The organism is Streptomyces sp. NPDC059743 (assembly GCF_042732975.1).
Taxonomy (GTDB): Bacteria; Actinomycetota; Actinomycetes; order Streptomycetales; family Streptomycetaceae; genus Streptomyces.
The window spans coordinates 20,266-34,610 of sequence record NZ_JBHWGS010000002.1 but is presented as its reverse complement, the minus strand read 5'-3'; the positions used below and the strand labels follow the sequence as shown (position 1 = coordinate 34,610).

The 14,345-nt window shown below is 70.3% G+C and carries 13 protein-coding genes, 1 pseudogene and 1 riboswitch; of the genes and pseudogenes, 7 read left to right on the top strand and 7 right to left on the bottom strand.

The window, feature by feature from the left end:
* Positions 1-199: 199 nt before the first annotated feature.
* The 3 genes from ACFV6H_RS03280 to thrC all read right to left on the bottom strand — a co-directional run bounded on the left by ACFV6H_RS03280 (position 200) and on the right by thrC (position 2,443).
* The gene (locus tag ACFV6H_RS03280) at positions 200-403 is read right to left on the bottom strand and encodes a cold-shock protein (protein ID WP_005315736.1); all 204 of its coding nucleotides are present in this window, start codon (positions 401-403) and stop codon (positions 200-202) included.
* Positions 404-802: 399 nt separating this feature from the next.
* Positions 803-1,078, bottom strand: a complete 276-nt coding sequence (locus tag ACFV6H_RS03275) for a ubiquitin-like small modifier protein 1 (protein ID WP_093596123.1) — start codon at positions 1,076-1,078, stop codon at positions 803-805.
* Positions 1,079-1,156: 78 nt separating this feature from the next.
* Complete coding sequence (thrC, locus tag ACFV6H_RS03270; RefSeq protein ID WP_384982699.1) at positions 1,157-2,443, bottom strand: threonine synthase; 1,287 nt, start codon at positions 2,441-2,443, stop codon at positions 1,157-1,159.
* A 17-nt stretch (positions 2,444-2,460) separates the two neighbouring features.
* Positions 2,461-2,588: riboswitch (SAM riboswitch) on the bottom strand.
* A gap of 221 nt (positions 2,589-2,809) precedes the next feature.
* Between thrC and ACFV6H_RS03265 the strand changes: the two genes are divergently transcribed.
* From ACFV6H_RS03265 to ACFV6H_RS03255, 3 genes are all read left to right on the top strand, one after another.
* Complete coding sequence (locus ACFV6H_RS03265; protein WP_385538018.1) at positions 2,810-3,793, top strand: glucosyl-3-phosphoglycerate synthase; 984 nt, start codon at positions 2,810-2,812, stop codon at positions 3,791-3,793.
* 38 nt (positions 3,794-3,831) lie between these two features.
* Positions 3,832-4,161: a hypothetical protein gene (locus ACFV6H_RS03260; protein ID WP_385538015.1), complete on the top strand. Its 330-nt coding sequence runs from the start codon at positions 3,832-3,834 to the stop codon at positions 4,159-4,161.
* A gap of 79 nt (positions 4,162-4,240) precedes the next feature.
* Positions 4,241-5,674 (top strand): trehalose-6-phosphate synthase, encoded by a 1,434-nt coding sequence (locus tag ACFV6H_RS03255; protein WP_385538012.1) that lies wholly within the window; start codon positions 4,241-4,243, stop codon positions 5,672-5,674.
* Positions 5,675-5,695: 21 nt separating this feature from the next.
* Here the strand turns inward: ACFV6H_RS03255 and otsB are convergent, their stop codons facing one another.
* The 3 genes from otsB to ACFV6H_RS03240 all read right to left on the bottom strand — a co-directional run bounded on the left by otsB (position 5,696) and on the right by ACFV6H_RS03240 (position 8,235).
* Entirely contained in the window at positions 5,696-6,544 is an 849-nt protein-coding gene (gene otsB, locus ACFV6H_RS03250) for a trehalose-phosphatase (protein ID WP_385538009.1), read from the bottom strand.
* 104 nt (positions 6,545-6,648) lie between these two features.
* Positions 6,649-6,987, bottom strand: coding sequence for a DUF3263 domain-containing protein (locus ACFV6H_RS03245; RefSeq protein WP_385538006.1), 339 nt, complete (start codon positions 6,985-6,987; stop codon positions 6,649-6,651).
* A 12-nt stretch (positions 6,988-6,999) separates the two neighbouring features.
* Positions 7,000-8,235 (bottom strand): extracellular solute-binding protein, encoded by a 1,236-nt coding sequence (locus tag ACFV6H_RS03240; protein WP_384982716.1) that lies wholly within the window; start codon positions 8,233-8,235, stop codon positions 7,000-7,002.
* 319 nt (positions 8,236-8,554) lie between these two features.
* Here ACFV6H_RS03240 and ACFV6H_RS03235 point away from each other — a divergent pair.
* The 4 genes and pseudogenes from ACFV6H_RS03235 to ACFV6H_RS03220 form a co-directional block, all read left to right on the top strand.
* Positions 8,555-9,469 (top strand): annotated as a pseudogene (locus ACFV6H_RS03235) (ROK family protein); the annotation flags it as partial.
* A gap of 215 nt (positions 9,470-9,684) precedes the next feature.
* Positions 9,685-10,839, top strand: a complete 1,155-nt coding sequence (gene nagA / locus ACFV6H_RS03230; RefSeq protein WP_384982719.1) for an N-acetylglucosamine-6-phosphate deacetylase — start codon at positions 9,685-9,687, stop codon at positions 10,837-10,839.
* 194 nt (positions 10,840-11,033) lie between these two features.
* A complete protein-coding gene (locus ACFV6H_RS03225) occupies positions 11,034-12,230 on the top strand; it encodes a 1-phosphofructokinase family hexose kinase (protein WP_385538002.1) in 1,197 nt (398 codons plus the stop codon).
* Between the two features lie 70 nt (positions 12,231-12,300).
* Entirely contained in the window at positions 12,301-13,200 is a 900-nt protein-coding gene (locus tag ACFV6H_RS03220; protein WP_385537999.1) for a ketose-bisphosphate aldolase, read from the top strand.
* On the opposite strand, the gene ACFV6H_RS03215 is transcribed toward ACFV6H_RS03220, so the two are convergent.
* Positions 13,181-14,206 carry a CBM35 domain-containing protein gene (locus ACFV6H_RS03215; RefSeq protein WP_385537996.1) on the bottom strand — a complete coding sequence of 342 codons (1,026 nt, stop codon included), beginning with the start codon at positions 14,204-14,206 and terminating at the stop codon, positions 13,181-13,183. The two genes, ACFV6H_RS03220 and ACFV6H_RS03215, sit on opposite strands and share 20 nt — an antisense overlap.
* Between the last annotated feature and the right edge of the window lie 139 nt (positions 14,207-14,345).

Here is a 14,345-nt window from a genome sequence, read left to right as displayed (position 1 = left end):
AAGCGCCCCCACCCACAGGCCCCCATCCGCAGGCCCCCGCCCGCGCCCGTACCCCACCCGCGCCCGGACACGCGCGAGGTGACGCCCGAACACGCACGAAGGGCCGGGCACGCACGAAGGGCCCGTATCCCGTCTCCGGGATACGGACCCCTCGGCGTGAGCCGTGAACTGAGTGCGTCGGTGGCCGATCGCGCCGGGATCAGACGGCGAGCTTGACCATGTCCGCCTGCGGACCCTTCTGGCCCTGCGAGATCTCGAACTCCACTCGCTGACCTTCTTCAAGGGTGCGGTAACCGTCCATCTGGATCGCGCTGTAGTGGACGAAAACATCCGCACCACCGTCGACCGCGATGAAGCCGTATCCCTTCTCCGCGTTGAACCACTTGACGGTGCCCTGAGCCATGCCTAACTCCCCTATTACTGGCCCTTCCAGGGGCCACACTTCGCGCCGGAACGCGTCGACCGCGGCTGAATGTATCTGCCCAACTGCCCTCTGCAACAGGTCAATCGGACGAGAATTCTGGGCATGGCTGAACACGCATAGCGACGAATTCGCTGCGTTCCCGGGCAAGTCGGGCCGGGCAAAGCGCACCTACAGTGCAAACAGCACCAGGACTTCAGCCCTATCTTGTCGCGTTCTCATACACGCGCCACATGGGCGGCGGAGGGGCGTTCCCACACTCTATCGCGTTCAACCATAAAGAATGGCTCCCTCCGCTTCTCTTGCGGAGGGAGCCATGCCGGTCGCTCGGCGTCGCGACGACGAAGCTAAGCCGAAGCCACGCGGAAGCCACGCCGAAGCTCAGCCTCCGGCGACCGCCGGGATGATCGAGACGCCCGCGCCCGCCGGAGTCGCGGTCTCCAGGCCCTGCTCGAAGCGGACGTCGTCGTCGTTCACGTACACATTCACAAACCGGCGCAACTTGCCCTGATCGTCCAGGACTCGCGCGGCGATACCGGGATGGCTGGCCTCCAGGGACTGAATGACCTCGGAGAGAGTCGCCCCCTCCGCCGGAACCTCGGCCTTGCCGCCGGTGTACGTACGGAGAATGGTGGGGATGCGGACATTGACGCTCATAGTGGTGTTCTGCCTTCCGTCTTCCGTAACGTCGTCGGGATCAGCGGGCCAGGCCGGGCCGGGCCAAATCAGGTCAGGTCAGCGGGCCAGGCCGGCGTCGCGGAACGCGTCCAGGCTCGGGCGGATGGTCGCGGTCGGGCCCGTCGTCGGCGCCACCGCGTCCAGAGTCTTCAGTCCGTCACCGGTGTTGAGGACGACGGTCGTCAGCGCCGGATCGAGCACTCCGGCCTCGATCAGCTTCTTGGTCACACCGACGGTCACTCCGCCCGCGGTCTCCGCGAAGATGCCCTCGGTGCGCGCCAGCAGCTTGATCGCGTCGACGATCTGCTCATCGTTGACGTCCTCGACCGCGCCGCCGGTGCGGCGGGCGATGTCCAGGACGTACGGGCCGTCGGCCGGATTGCCGATCGCCAGGGACTTGGCGATGGTGTTGGGCTTCTGCGGCCGTACGACATCGTGCCCGGCCTTGAAGGCGGTGGACACCGGCGAGCAGCCCTCGGCCTGGGCGCCGAAGATCTTGTACGGCCGGTCCTCCACGAGCCCCAGCCTGATCAGTTCCTGGAGGCCCTTGTCGATCTTCGTGAGCTGTGATCCGGAGGCGATCGGGATGACGATCTGGTCGGGCAGCCGCCAGCCGAGCTGCTCGCAGATCTCGTACGCGAGCGTCTTGGAGCCCTCGCCGTAGTACGGACGGAGGTTGACGTTGACGAAGCCCCAGCCCTCGCCCAGCGGATCGCCGATCAGCTCCGAGCAGAAGCGGTTCACATCGTCGTAGTTGCCTTCGATGCCGACGAGTTCACCGCCGTACACCGCGGCCATGACGACCTTGCCCTGCTCCAGGTCGTGCGGGATGAACACACAGGAGCGGAAGCCGGCGCGGGCGGCGGCGGCGCCGACGGCGCCCGCCAGATTGCCGGTGGAGGAGCAGGAGAGCGTGGTGAAGCCGAAGGCGCGGGCGGCCTCGACGGCGATGGCGACGACACGGTCCTTGAAGGAGTGCGTCGGATTGCCGGAGTCGTCCTTGATGTGCAGGGAGCCGGTGATGCCGAGCTCGCGGGCCAGATTGTCGGCCTTGACCAGCTTGGTGAAACCGGGATTGATGTTCGGCTTCGAGGCCACATCGGCGGGAACGGGCAGCAGTGGCGCGTACCGCCAGATGTTGTCCGGGCCGTCCGCGATGCGCTTCTTCAGCTCTTCCGGAGTGCCGCTCGGCAGGTCGTACGCGACTTCGAGCGGCCCGAAACAGCTCGCGCAGGCGAAAATGGGACCGAGATCGAAACGCTCTCCGCATTCGCGGCACGAGAGGGCGGCGGCGGGTCCGAGGTCAACGGTGTCGCTGGCGTGGTGGACGGTCTGCACAGCCATGATGGCGAGGCCCTTTCTCCTCATCTTCCTTACGACGCATTTCGCCGCAAGACGGAATTGGCACCTTCCCCACCGTGACCTCGCGGTCGGCGGGAGGGTTGCCGGGACTTCAACGGGCCGTTCCCTCAGTCCCTCTGGATGAGCGCTATGACGCCGGGCCAGGCCCGGCGCGTTTTTCCACGTAACGACCCCCGGCATGCGGAGGTCATTCGTGTTGTTCAAGACTGTAACCGAAGGAGCGGACGGTTGAGATAGTGGTCCGCACCGCGAGATGGATCACGTTCGACCGGGTTCCGGCCCGGTCGCGGCCCGGTTCCGACCGGATTCGCGGGTCACGTTCATGGAACACGTCAGGGAGTACCGACCGTGCTGGAAGAGGTGGAACGCTGGCTGACCAGGCGTTCCTGGTCAGCGGCCGACCGTACGCTCGACCGGCTCCTGGTGGCGAAGGCCGCGCGCGGCACCACGGTGAGCGTGGTGCTCCCGGCGCTCGACGAGGAGGCGACGGTCGGCGCGATCGTCTCCGTGATCCGGCGCGAGCTGATGGAGCGGGCGCCGCTCGTGGACGAGCTGGTGGTGATCGATTCCGGCTCGACCGACCGTACGGCGGAGGTCGCCGCGGCGGCGGGCGCGCGCGTGGTGCACCGGGACGCGATTCTGCCGCGGCTGCCCGCGCTGCCCGGCAAGGGCGAGGTGCTGTGGCGGTCGCTGCTGGTGACGAGCGGCGATGTGGTGTGCTTCGTGGACGCCGATCTGCGGCGGTTCTCGGCGGATTTCGTGTCCGGGACGGTGGGACCGCTGCTGACCGACGCGGATGTGCAGTTCGTGAAGGCGATGTACGACCGGCCGCTGCGGGAGGACGATCCGGACGGCGAGGGCGGCGGCATGAATGGAACCGTCGGCGGGCAGGGCGGGCGGGTGACCGAGCTGGTGGCGCGTCCGCTGCTCAATCTGCACTGGCCACGCCTGGCCGGTTTCGTCCAGCCGCTGGGCGGGGAGTACGCGGCGCGCCGCTCGCTGCTGGAGCGGCTGCCCTTCCCGGTCGGATACGGCGTGGAACTGGGACTGCTCGTGGACGCGCTGCACACGGTGGGCCTGGACGCGCTGGGCCAGGTCGACGTGGGCGTACGGCTGCACCGCCACCAGGACGACCGGGCGCTCGGGCGGATGGCCGCGGCGATCTACCGTACGGCTCAACTGCGGCTGTCCCGGGCGCACTTGGTACGGCCGGAGCTGACGCAGTTCGACCGCGGCGAGAACGGCTTCGTACCGCGCACCTACTCCGTGGACACGGAGGAACGGCCGCCGATACGCGAGATCGCGGAGTACACGTCCGGACGCGCGGCGTAACCGCGGATCACCTCACCGATTGCCTACATTGCGCCCTTATGAGGGCAAAACATCTGATTATCTGCCGATTCTTCGGAGTGCTGGCCGGGACGCTGGTGCTGCTGTCGCCGGGACAGGCGTCGGCCATGGCGCACGTACCGCCTCAGGCGTCCGGGCCTCTGCTCACGCCGGTCCACGCGCCGGTCCACGCGCCGCCGCTCCACGAGCTCGCCCATCAGCCTCCGCACGAGCCTCTGCACGAGTCGCTGAACGGACAGCTCGCGGACACCGGAGGAGCTGCGGAACGGCTGTGGCTGCTGGGCGGAGTGGCGCTCGCGCTGACCGGCGCGGGCGCGGTGGCGCTGGCCGCGACGCGTGGCCGCCGCTAGAACGTGTGGGACCGTGTCCGGGCACAGACCACACCGTCCGTACGTTTGAGCGTTTACGCGACGGGCTAGGTTTCGGCACATGGTTACCGAGCCGTCCTCCCGGGCCCAGGTCCTCGTCGCGTCCAACCGCGGTCCCGTCTCGTACAGCGTGCGCGACGACGGCGAGCTGGCGCCGAAGCGGGGCGGCGGCGGGCTGGTGTCCGGCCTCTCGGCCATCGGCCCGGACGCGGACGCGATCTGGGTGTGCGCGGCGCTCGGGGACGGCGACCGCGAGGCGGTACGGCGTACGGGCGGCCGGCTCGATCCGGCCGACACGGGCGGACAGCGCGTACGGATGCTGGGAATCGCGCCGGAGGTGTACGAGGACGCGTACAACGGCGTCGCCAACTCCACGCTCTGGTTCGTCCACCACCTGCTCTACCAGACTCCGCTGGAGCCGTCCTTCGGCCCGGAGTTCCGCGCGCAGTGGGCGTCGTACGAGATGTACAACCGCGCCTTCGCGGAGGCGCTGGCGGACGAGGCCGCGGAGGGCGCGGCGGTGCTGGTGCAGGACTACCACCTGGCGCTGGTGCCCGGGATACTGCGGGCGCTCCGGCCCGATCTGCGGATCGGCCACTTCTCGCACACGCCCTGGGCGCCGGTGGACTACTACCGGCTGCTGCCCGACGACATCGGCCGCCAGCTTCTGCGCGGCATCCTCGGCGCGGACCGGGCGGCCTTTCTGACGCACCGGTGGGCGGACGCCTTCACGGCCTGCTGTACGGAGCTGCTGGGCGGGACGGGCAACACCAGGATCGGTGTGCACGGTCTGGGCACGGACGCCGACTTCCTGCGCGAGCGCGCGCACCGGCCGGATGTGGACGAACGGATCGTCACCCTGCGCGAGCAGATCGGCCGTACCCCGGAAGGCACCGACCGCAAGACGATCGCGCGGGTGGACCGTACGGAACTGTCCAAGAACATCGTCCGCGGTCTGCTCTCCTACCGGCAGCTCCTGGCCGACCATCCGGAGTGGCGCGAGCGCGTCGTCCATGTCGCCTTCGCCTACCCGTCCCGGCAGGACCTGGCGATCTACCGCGACTACACCGCCGAGGTCGGCCGGGTGGCCGACGCGGTCAACGCCGAGTTCGGCACGGAGGACTGGTCGCCGGTCGTCCTCCATGTCCGTGACGACTTCGCCCGCTCCCTGGCCGCCTACCGGCTGGCGGACGTGGCCCTGGTCAATCCGATCCGCGACGGCATGAACCTGGTCGCGAAGGAGATCCCCGTCATCTCCGAGCGCGGCTGCGCGCTGGTGCTCTCGCGGGAGGCGGGAGCGTACGAGGAGATGGGCGAGGACGCCCTCCCGGTGAACCCGTACGACATCACCGCCACGGCGAAGGCCCTCCACAAGGCACTGACCATGCCACCGGACGAACGCACCGAACGCGCCAAACGCCTGACCGCGGCGGCCACAGCCCTGCCGCCGCAGCAGTGGTTCCTGGACCAACTGGAAGCGTTGCGCGCGATCTGAGCCAGACGGAAGTCCGCCGCGTCAGTCCATCGCCCGGGCCAGTGCCGCCAGGAAGTCGGCCAGTGCTGCGGGGCCCGGGAGTTGGAGGTCGGAGCGTTCGGCGAGTTCCGGGACTTCCGAGCCGCTGCAGATCAGCAGGCCCGGGTGGCCGTCGGAGCGGAGTTTCTCGACCGCCGCGAAGGCCGGGAGGTCGCCCAGGTCGTCGCCCGCGTAGAGGACGGTCCCTGCGCCCACCTCGCGGACGTACTCCAGCAGCGCCACGCCCTTGTCCATGCCGGGCGGGCGCAGTTCCAGGACCAGGCGCCCCGGTTCCACGATCAGTCCGTGGCGGGCGGCCAGTTCGCCCAGTGGCTCGCGCAGGGCCTCGAAGGCGGCCCTGGGATCGGTGGCGCGGCGGGTGTGGACCGCGACCGCCTGGCCCTTCTCCTCTATCCAGGTGCCGCGCCAGGCGTCGAACCGCTCCAGGAATCCCGGGAGTTCGGCGCGGACGGCCGCGACGCCCTCGTGCGGAGCGGGCGTACGGACGGTGCCGCTGACGGCGTCCCAGCGCTCCGCGCCGTAGTGGCCGAGGACCACGAGATGCTCCAGGCCGGGCACTCCGGCGAAGCCGCCGTACCGGACCGCGACTCCGGCCGGCCGGCCGGTGACCACCGCGACGGACGCGACATGCGGCGCGAGCGCGGCCAGGGCGGGAACGGCGCGCGGATGGGCGCGGGCCTGTTCGGGATCGGGCACGATCTCGGCGAGAGTGCCGTCGAAGTCGAGGGCGACGACGGCTTCACCGGGCCGGGCGAGAAGCGCGGCCAGGCCGTCGGCGCCGACGGGAGTGGTCGGTTCCGGCAAGGAGACGGAGTACGGGTTGCTGCCCATGCCTCCGACCTTATCGGCGCGGACGGCCCCGGCGGACGGAAACGAAAGCGCCGGGCGCCCGGCGGTGAGTGCCCTGTCGGCCTGAGGCCTCTGGCGCCCGGTGTTCAGCCCTCGCGGCGCTCTCGTTTCGCCGCTCTGATCCGGCGCAGTCTGTTCACCGTCACCGGATCGTGTTCCGCCGCGCGCGGATCGTCCAGCAGCGCGCCCAGCAGCTGGTAGTAGCGGGTCGGCGAGATACCGAGCTGCTCCCTGATCGCCCGCTCCTTGGCGCCGGGCCCCGGCCAGCCGCGCCGTTCGACGGCGAGAACGGCGCGGTCCCGCTTGGACAGCCCGCCAGGACCGCGTACGTCGTCGGAACCGCCGAGCTCGGCCGACGCGGCGGGCTCAGCGGGCTCGGTCGGCTCAGCGGGCTCAGCGGGCTCAGCGGATTCAGGCGTGGTCATCTCACCGCCACGCTACTCGGCGACCTCCGCCGCCGTCGCGTCCCTGGCGATCCGCCCGAGGATCACTCCCGGGTTCCCGCTCGGCTCGACCGCCTTGCCGATGTTGTCCTTGATGTCCTGGCTGACGCCGCCCCAGGACTTCTTGCCCGACGGATACAGCTCGGCGGTGGGCAGCACCTCCTGGAAGGTGCTCAGTTCCTTGTACGCCGAGTCCGCCGCCATCGCCTCGTTCGCGCTGTAGGTGACCGGCAGCAGGTCGTACTGCCCGACGAAGTCGAGGACGTTCTTGTCCTCGTACACATAGTCCAGGAACGCGCCGATCTCCTTGGCGTGGCCGTTCTGCTTGAAGGCCATCATCCAGTCGGCCACGCCCATCGACGGCTTGGGCTTGCCGTCGAAGCCGGGCAGCGGCAGCATCCCGACGTCGATGCCCGCCTTCCGCGCGTCGAGCAGCAGCGTCGGATGGCCGTTGAGCATACCGACCTGGCCGCTGGTGAACGCCTTGAAGGCGGTGGTCCTGTCGAGCTTCGCCGGAGCGATCGGACCGGTCAGCCCGGCGCCGACGAGGTTCTTCTTGAGCCAGTTGAACGTATTGATGTTCGGGTCCGAGTCGATGTCGTACGAGCCGTCGGCGTTGTTCAGATAACCGCCACCACCGGCCAGCAGCCACATCATGGTCTCGCCCTGCGCCTCCTCCGAGCCGAGCGGAAGCGCGATCGGAGTCGTCACGCCCGCCGCCTTGAGCGCCTCGGCGTCGGACTGGATGTCGTCCCAGCTCTTGGGCGCGCTCAGGCCGGACTGCCCGAAGAGTTTCTTGTTGTAGAAGAGCAGCCGGGCCGAGGCTATGAAGGGCAGCCCGTACTGGATGCGGTTGACCTTGCCGGCGTCGGCGAGCTGGGACAGGAAGTTCGCCTGCGTGGGTACGGAGAGGACCTGGTCCGCGGTGTAGAGCTTGTCCTGTTTGGCGTAGTCGGCGTAGGAGCCGATCTGCGCCAGGTCGGGAGCCTTGTCCTGCGCCACCATGTCCGCGACGTCCTTGTCGACGGTCTTCCACGAGCGGACATCGATATCGATCTTGATGCCCGGGTGCTCGGACTCGAAATTCCTGGCGAGCTCGGCCCAGTATTTGTCGGACCTGTCGGCCGAGCCATTGCCGTAGTCGGCGGCGACAAGTCTGAGGGTGACGTCCCCAGAGCCCGCCGTGCTGCCACAGCCGGCCAGCGCCATTGTCATGCCTAGTGCGGCCATGGCCGCCGTCGCTCCCCGAAAGCGCTGCTGCACAGCTCTGTTCCGCCTCTGTTCTTCAGTGTTCACGTACTGCGGTGTTCGCGTACTTCGGTGCTCGCGTCAGTGTTCGTTCTTCCGTTGCGTGAAGCCACGGTCCCGGTATGAATCTGTGATTTTCCACTATCCGGAGGTTTACGGTCCACGGAACGCCGGTTTCGCTTCGGCAACGTCTGTGCCAAGAGCTCATGAGAGCTCATGAGGATCCGCCGTTTGTATGGACGCACAACAATCCAGGACAGTGGACTAGACCTTTCATGGGTCTACGGGCGAGACTGTCCCTGTGAGACACGTCATCGCCCTGGATGTGGGCGGCACCGGCATGAAAGCCGCCCTGGTCGGGGCGGACGGCGCGCTGCTGTACGAGGTGCGGCGGGCGACCGGCAGGGAGCGCGGACCCGACGCCGTCGTGGAGAGCATCCTCGGCTTCGCCGCCGAGCTGCGCGCGTACGGCGCCGAGCACTTCGGCGAGAGCGCCCTCGCGGCGGGAGTCGCCGTTCCCGGGATCGTCGACGCCGAGAACGGCATCGCGGTGTACGCGGCGAACCTCGGCTGGCGTGACGTACCGATGCGCGCGCTGCTCGCCGAGCGGCTCGGCGGCGTACCGGTCGCGCTCGGGCACGACGTACGCACCGGCGGTCTCGCCGAAGGGCGGCTCGGCGCGGGCCGTGGCGCGGACCGGTTCATGTTCATACCGCTGGGCACCGGGATCGCCGGGGCCATCGGTATCGGCGGGACGATCGAGGCGGGCGCGCACGGCTACGCGGGCGAGATCGGCCATGTCGTGGTCCGTCCCGACGGGCCCGAGTGCGGCTGCCGGCAGCGCGGCTGTCTGGAGACGCTCGCCTCGGCGGCGGCCGTGAGCCGCGCGTGGGCGGCGGCGAGCGGCGATCCGGAGGCGGACGCGGCCGACTGCGCGAAGGCCGTGGAGTCGGGCGATCCCGAGGCCGTACGGGTCTGGCTCGACGCGGTCGACGCGCTCGCCGCAGGTCTGGTCACCGCGCTCACGCTGCTCGATCCCCGGACGCTGATCATCGGTGGCGGTCTCGCCGAGGCAGGGGAAACATTGTTCACACCGCTGCGGGCGGCGGTCGAGGAGCGTGTGACGTTCCAGAAGCTGCCCGAGATCGTGCCGGCGGCCCTCGGGGACACCGCCGGATGCCTGGGCGCGGGACTGCTGGCCTGGGACCTGGTGGCTCCGGCCGACGGGCCGGCCGCCGTCACCGGCTCGGGCGCCACCACCGCAGCACCGTCCGCCACCACAGCACCGTCTGCCACAGCCGTACCGTCCGCCACCGCAGCACCGTCCGACGCATCATCCGCGACCGGCGCGCCGTCCACGACCGGATCCCGCGTCACCGTCACCGTCATCCATCCCCCCACCGACCCACTCGCCCCGGAGGTAAGCGCCTGATGGCCGCACGCGCCGAAAGCACCGTTCTCGCCGGCGCCCGGGTGGTGCTGCCCACCGGGACCGTGGAGGGCGGGCGGGTGATCGTCGAGGGACGCCGGATCGTGGGCGCCGCACCGGACGACGCCGCCGTCCTCGATCTGTCAGGACACTGGCTGGTTCCCGGCTTCGTGGACATGCACAACCACGGCGGCGGAGGCGCCTCCTTCACCGGAGGCTCCGTGGACGACGTCCTGACGGGCATCCGTACGCACCGCGAGCACGGCACCACCACACTCGTCGCCTCCACCGTCACCGGTGAGATGGACTTCCTCGCCCAGCGCGCGAGCATCCTCTCCGAACTGGTCGAGCAGGGCGATCTGGCGGGCATCCACTTCGAGGGCCCGTTCATCTCGCCCTGCCGCAAGGGCGCGCACAGCGAGGAGCTGCTGCGCGATCCCGACCCGGCCGAGGTGCGCAAACTGCTCGACGCGGCGCGCGGCACGGCGCGGATGGTGACGCTCGCCACCGAACTGCCCGGCGGGATCGACTCCGTACGGCTGCTGGCCGAGCACGGCGTGATCGCCGCGATCGGGCACACGGACGCCACGTACGAGCAGACCGTCGAGGCCATCGACGCGGGCGCGACCGTCGCCACGCACCTCTTCAACGCGATGCCACCGCTCGGCCACCGGACGCCGGGACCGATCGCCGCGCTGCTGGAGGACGAGCGCGTCACCGTCGAGCTGATCAACGACGGTACGCATCTGCATCCGGCGGCCCTGGAGCTGGCCTTCCACCGCGCGGGCGGCGGCCGGGTCGCCTTCATCACGGACGCGATGGACGCGGCGGGCTTCGGCGACGGGCGCTACCAGCTCGGCCCGCTCGCCGTGGACGTCAAGGACGGCGTGGCGCGGCTGGTGGAGGGCGGCTCGATCGCGGGCTCGACGCTGACGCTGGACACGGCGTTCAAGCGGGCCGCGACCGTGGACCGGCTGCCGGTCGAGGAGATCGTCCAGGCCATCTCGGCCAATCCGGCGAAGCTGCTGGGTGTGGACGACCGCGTCGGCTCGCTGGAGCCCGGCAAGGACGCGGATCTGGTGGTCCTGGACGCGGGCTTCTCGGTCAAGGGCGTTCTGTACAAGGGCGATTGGGTGGTCGACCCGGGGCTGGGCTGATCTCGGGGCCGGTCTCGGCCGGGCTGGTCCTGGCGTGATCCGAAGCAAGCCCTTACGGGCAGGTGGACGGGCGGATACGAGTTCATGGAAGGCGGCCGGCCCAGGGTCTGGGCCAACCGCTTTCTTTTTGACATGATCGCTCCGATAATCGGCCGCGCGTTCGTATACCGCGCTCGTCTACCCCGGGAGTGACGGTGATCCTGACGGTGACGCTCAACACCGCGCTGGACATCACGTACCGCACTTCCGCGCTCGTCCCGCACACCACGCACCGCGTCAGCGAGGTCATCGAACGCCCTGGCGGCAAGGGCCTCAATGTCGCGCGGGTGCTGGCGGCGCTGGGCCACGAGACGGTGGTCACGGGCTTCGCGGGCGGCCGTACGGGCGATGTCCTGCGCGAACTGCTGGCGAATCCGGCGCTGTTCACGGGCCCGGGCGCCGGGCCAACACACGGCGCTCATGGTGAGCACGGCGGGCACGGCGGCGGACCGAGGAGCCGTCCAGGACGCGACACGCCGAGGCCCCGGGCGGCCGGCCAGGGACACGCGGCCGGGCACGGCCCCGGCACCCCAAGCGGCAGGGACGGCAGCGGCCCGGCCCACCGGCTCGGTGGCGGCCGTTCCGGACACCACCGCCACGGCGCCGGTACGGGCCACCGGCCGGGCACCGGACCGGCCTACCGCATCACACGGCCCGTGGACGCGCTCGTACCGATCGCCGGATCCACGCGTCGCACCATCGCCGTGGTCGACGGGACGAGCGGCGACACCACCCAGCTCAACGAGCCGGGACCGACCGTCTCGGCCGCCGAATGGAACGCCTTCCTCAGCGCGTACGAGCGGCTGCTCACCGGCGCCGAGGCCGTCGCCCTCTGCGGCAGCCTGCCGCCGGGCATCCATGTGGGTGCGTACGCCGAGCTGGTCCGCCGCGCCCGTGGCGCGGGCGTGCCCGTACTCCTCGACACCAGCGGCGAACCGCTGCGCCGAGGTGTCGCCGCCCGGCCCGACCTGCTCAAGCCGAACGCCGAGGAGCTCGCCGGGCTCACCGGCTCCCGCGAGCCGCTGCGCGCCGCCCAGGACGCCCGCCGCCGCGGCGCCCACGCGGTCATCGCCTCGCTCGGCCCCGACGGCATACTCGCGGCCACTCCGGACGGCGTCTGGCAGGCGGTTCCGCCCGCCACGGCGAAGGGCAATCCGACGGGCGCGGGCGACTCCGCCGTGGCCGGGCTGCTCTCGGGCCTGGTCGAACGCCTCCCGTGGCCGGCCCGGCTGAGCCGCGCGGTGGCCCTCGCCACGGCGACGGTACTGGCGCCGACGGCGGGCGAGTTCGACGCCGAGGCGTACGCGGAACTCCTGCCGCGCGTCACGGTGAAGGAACACCCGCCCACGTAAAGAGCCTCGGGCGGACAGCTTCGGGCTACGGGCCCGGGAGAGAAAGAAACTGAGGAGCGCTGAGGAGCACATGCCACTCGTCACCACGGGCGAACTCGTCACGGCCGCCGCGTCCCGTGGCCACGGAATCGCCGCCTTCAATGTGATCACCCTGGAGCACGCGGAGGCGATCGCCGAGGGCGCCGAGCGGGCCGGCGCACCCGCGATCCTCCAGATCTCGGAGAACGCGGTGAGGTTCCACGGCGGCCGGCTGGGCCCTGTCACCGCCGCCGCGACGGCCGTCGCCCGCGCCTCCTCCGTACCGCTCTCGCTCCATCTCGACCATGTCGAGTCGGCGGACCTGCTGCGGGCCGCACTCGACGCCGGTTTCAGCTCGGTGATGTTCGACGCCTCGAAGCTGCCGTACGCGCGGAACCTCAAGGCCACGGCGGACGCGGTGCGGCTTGGCCACGACCACGGCGTCTGGATCGAGGCCGAGCTGGGCGCGGTGGGCGGCAAGGACGCGGTGGACGGCAAGGACGGCGAACCGCCGCTCGGCGCGGCCCTCGGCGCACATGCGCCCGGTGTCCGTACGGATCCGGCGGAGGCGGCGGCCTATGTCGCCGAAACCGGTGTGGACGCCCTGGCGGTCGCGGTCGGTTCCTCCCACGCGATGACCCGGCGTACGGCGGCCCTGGACCACGCGCTGATCGGCGCCCTGCGCGCGGCCGTGCCCGTACCGCTCGTCCTGCACGGCTCCTCCGGCGTGCCCGACGAGGAGATCCGCCGGGCGGTCGCGGCCGGCATGGTCAAGATCAATGTCGGTACGGCCCTGAACACGGCCTTCACCGGCGCCGTACGGGAGTACCTCACGGACCGTCCGTCGACCGTGGATCCCAGGAAATACCTCGTCCCGGCTCGCGAGGCGATGGCCGGGACGGTGGCAGGGTTCCTACGCGTGGTAGGTCAGGTCAGTTCTTCGGCGGCGTGACTTCCAGCCAGTCGAGGATGGCATCGCACTGGTTGCCCGGCTCGCAGGAGATCTTGATGGTGTTCTGGCCCGCCTGGAGCTCGACCGGCGCCCAGGTGGTCTGCCAGTTCTTCTCCCAGTTCGGATCATTCGAATGGATGAAGTTCTTCAGCCCGATCGGGTTGGAGTTCGCCTTGCCGTTGACGGTCAGAGTCGCGTTCGCGTCCTTGGCCGGGATGGCGTAGCGCACCGACAGCGCGTACGCGCCGGCCTTCTCGATATCGGCGGTCCAGGTCACGGACGCGCCGACGGCGTTGAAGCCCGTCACATACGAGCCGTTCGTGCCCTCGGCTCCCTTGATGTCCGTCGCCAGCGCGGCGGGCGGTCCCAGCTTCAGGGTTGCCGCGTCCTGCTTGGGGAGCTGGATGCCCTCGGCGGGCTTCTCGGACTTGCCCTCGCTGGGCTTGTCACCGGGCTGCTCGGAGGTGGAGACCGACGGGCCGCCGGACGGAGTCGCCTCGTTGTCCTGGCCGTCGTCGCCGCTGGAGAGCACCGCGGCTGTGATACCGATCACCACGACCACGACCACCGCGATCGCGCCGATCAGCAGGCCTCTGGTGTTGGGGCCGCCGCGTCCGCCGCCGCCGCCGCTGCCGCGCTGGGCGGGCACCTGACGGGTGGTGGAGGCGCCGGGATAGGTCTCCGGTGCGGCGTACGGAGCGCTCGGCTGGCCGTAGGGCGCCTGGCCCGCCTGGCCGTACGCGGCCTGCTGGCCGTACTGCGGCTGCTGCCCATAGGCGGGCGCCTGCTGCTGCGGCGGGACCTGCGGCTGTCCGTACTGGCGCTCGCCGACCGTTCTGACCTGGTTGTACGAAGTCCTGGGCACCCCGGGCTGCGCACCGGGACCCGGGTAGCCGTAGCCGCCCTGGCGCCGCTGACCGCCGCCCTGCGCCTGTCCGTCCTCGTACAGATAGCCGAACGGATCGTCGTCCTCGGGCGTGCTCGCGCCGTTGTTCCCGGCCGTCATCCCTGGGTCACTCCTTACCATCTCGCCAGCGTCGCCGACCGGCCGAGCCTACCTCGAATGAGCAAGCCCTTGGACGGGCCTTGACTGTGCGTTGCCACTGTGCGGCCCCCGCGGTAAACAACGCGTCGCGGCTCTGTCC

Excerpts from the sequence above, each read along its gene's own strand:
- ACFV6H_RS03280 (WP_005315736.1), bottom strand. The coding sequence starts at position 403 with ATGGCTCAGGGCACCGTCAAGTGGTTCAACGCGGAGAAGGGATACGGC.
- ACFV6H_RS03275 (WP_093596123.1), bottom strand. The coding sequence starts at position 1,078 with ATGAGCGTCAATGTCCGCATCCCCACCATTCTCCGTACGTACACCGGC.
- thrC (WP_384982699.1), bottom strand. The coding sequence starts at position 2,443 with ATGGCTGTGCAGACCGTCCACCACGCCAGCGACACCGTTGACCTCGGA.
- ACFV6H_RS03260 (WP_385538015.1), top strand. The coding sequence starts at position 3,832 with ATGAGGGCAAAACATCTGATTATCTGCCGATTCTTCGGAGTGCTGGCC.
- ACFV6H_RS03255 (WP_385538012.1), top strand. The coding sequence starts at position 4,241 with ATGGTTACCGAGCCGTCCTCCCGGGCCCAGGTCCTCGTCGCGTCCAAC.
- otsB (WP_385538009.1), bottom strand. The coding sequence starts at position 6,544 with ATGGGCAGCAACCCGTACTCCGTCTCCTTGCCGGAACCGACCACTCCC.
- ACFV6H_RS03245 (WP_385538006.1), bottom strand. The coding sequence starts at position 6,987 with ATGACCACGCCTGAATCCGCTGAGCCCGCTGAGCCCGCTGAGCCGACC.
- ACFV6H_RS03240 (WP_384982716.1), bottom strand. The coding sequence starts at position 8,235 with ATGGCCGCACTAGGCATGACAATGGCGCTGGCCGGCTGTGGCAGCACG.
- nagA (WP_384982719.1), top strand. The coding sequence starts at position 9,685 with ATGGCCGCACGCGCCGAAAGCACCGTTCTCGCCGGCGCCCGGGTGGTG.
- ACFV6H_RS03220 (WP_385537999.1), top strand. The coding sequence starts at position 12,301 with ATGCCACTCGTCACCACGGGCGAACTCGTCACGGCCGCCGCGTCCCGT.
- ACFV6H_RS03215 (WP_385537996.1), bottom strand. The coding sequence starts at position 14,206 with ATGACGGCCGGGAACAACGGCGCGAGCACGCCCGAGGACGACGATCCG.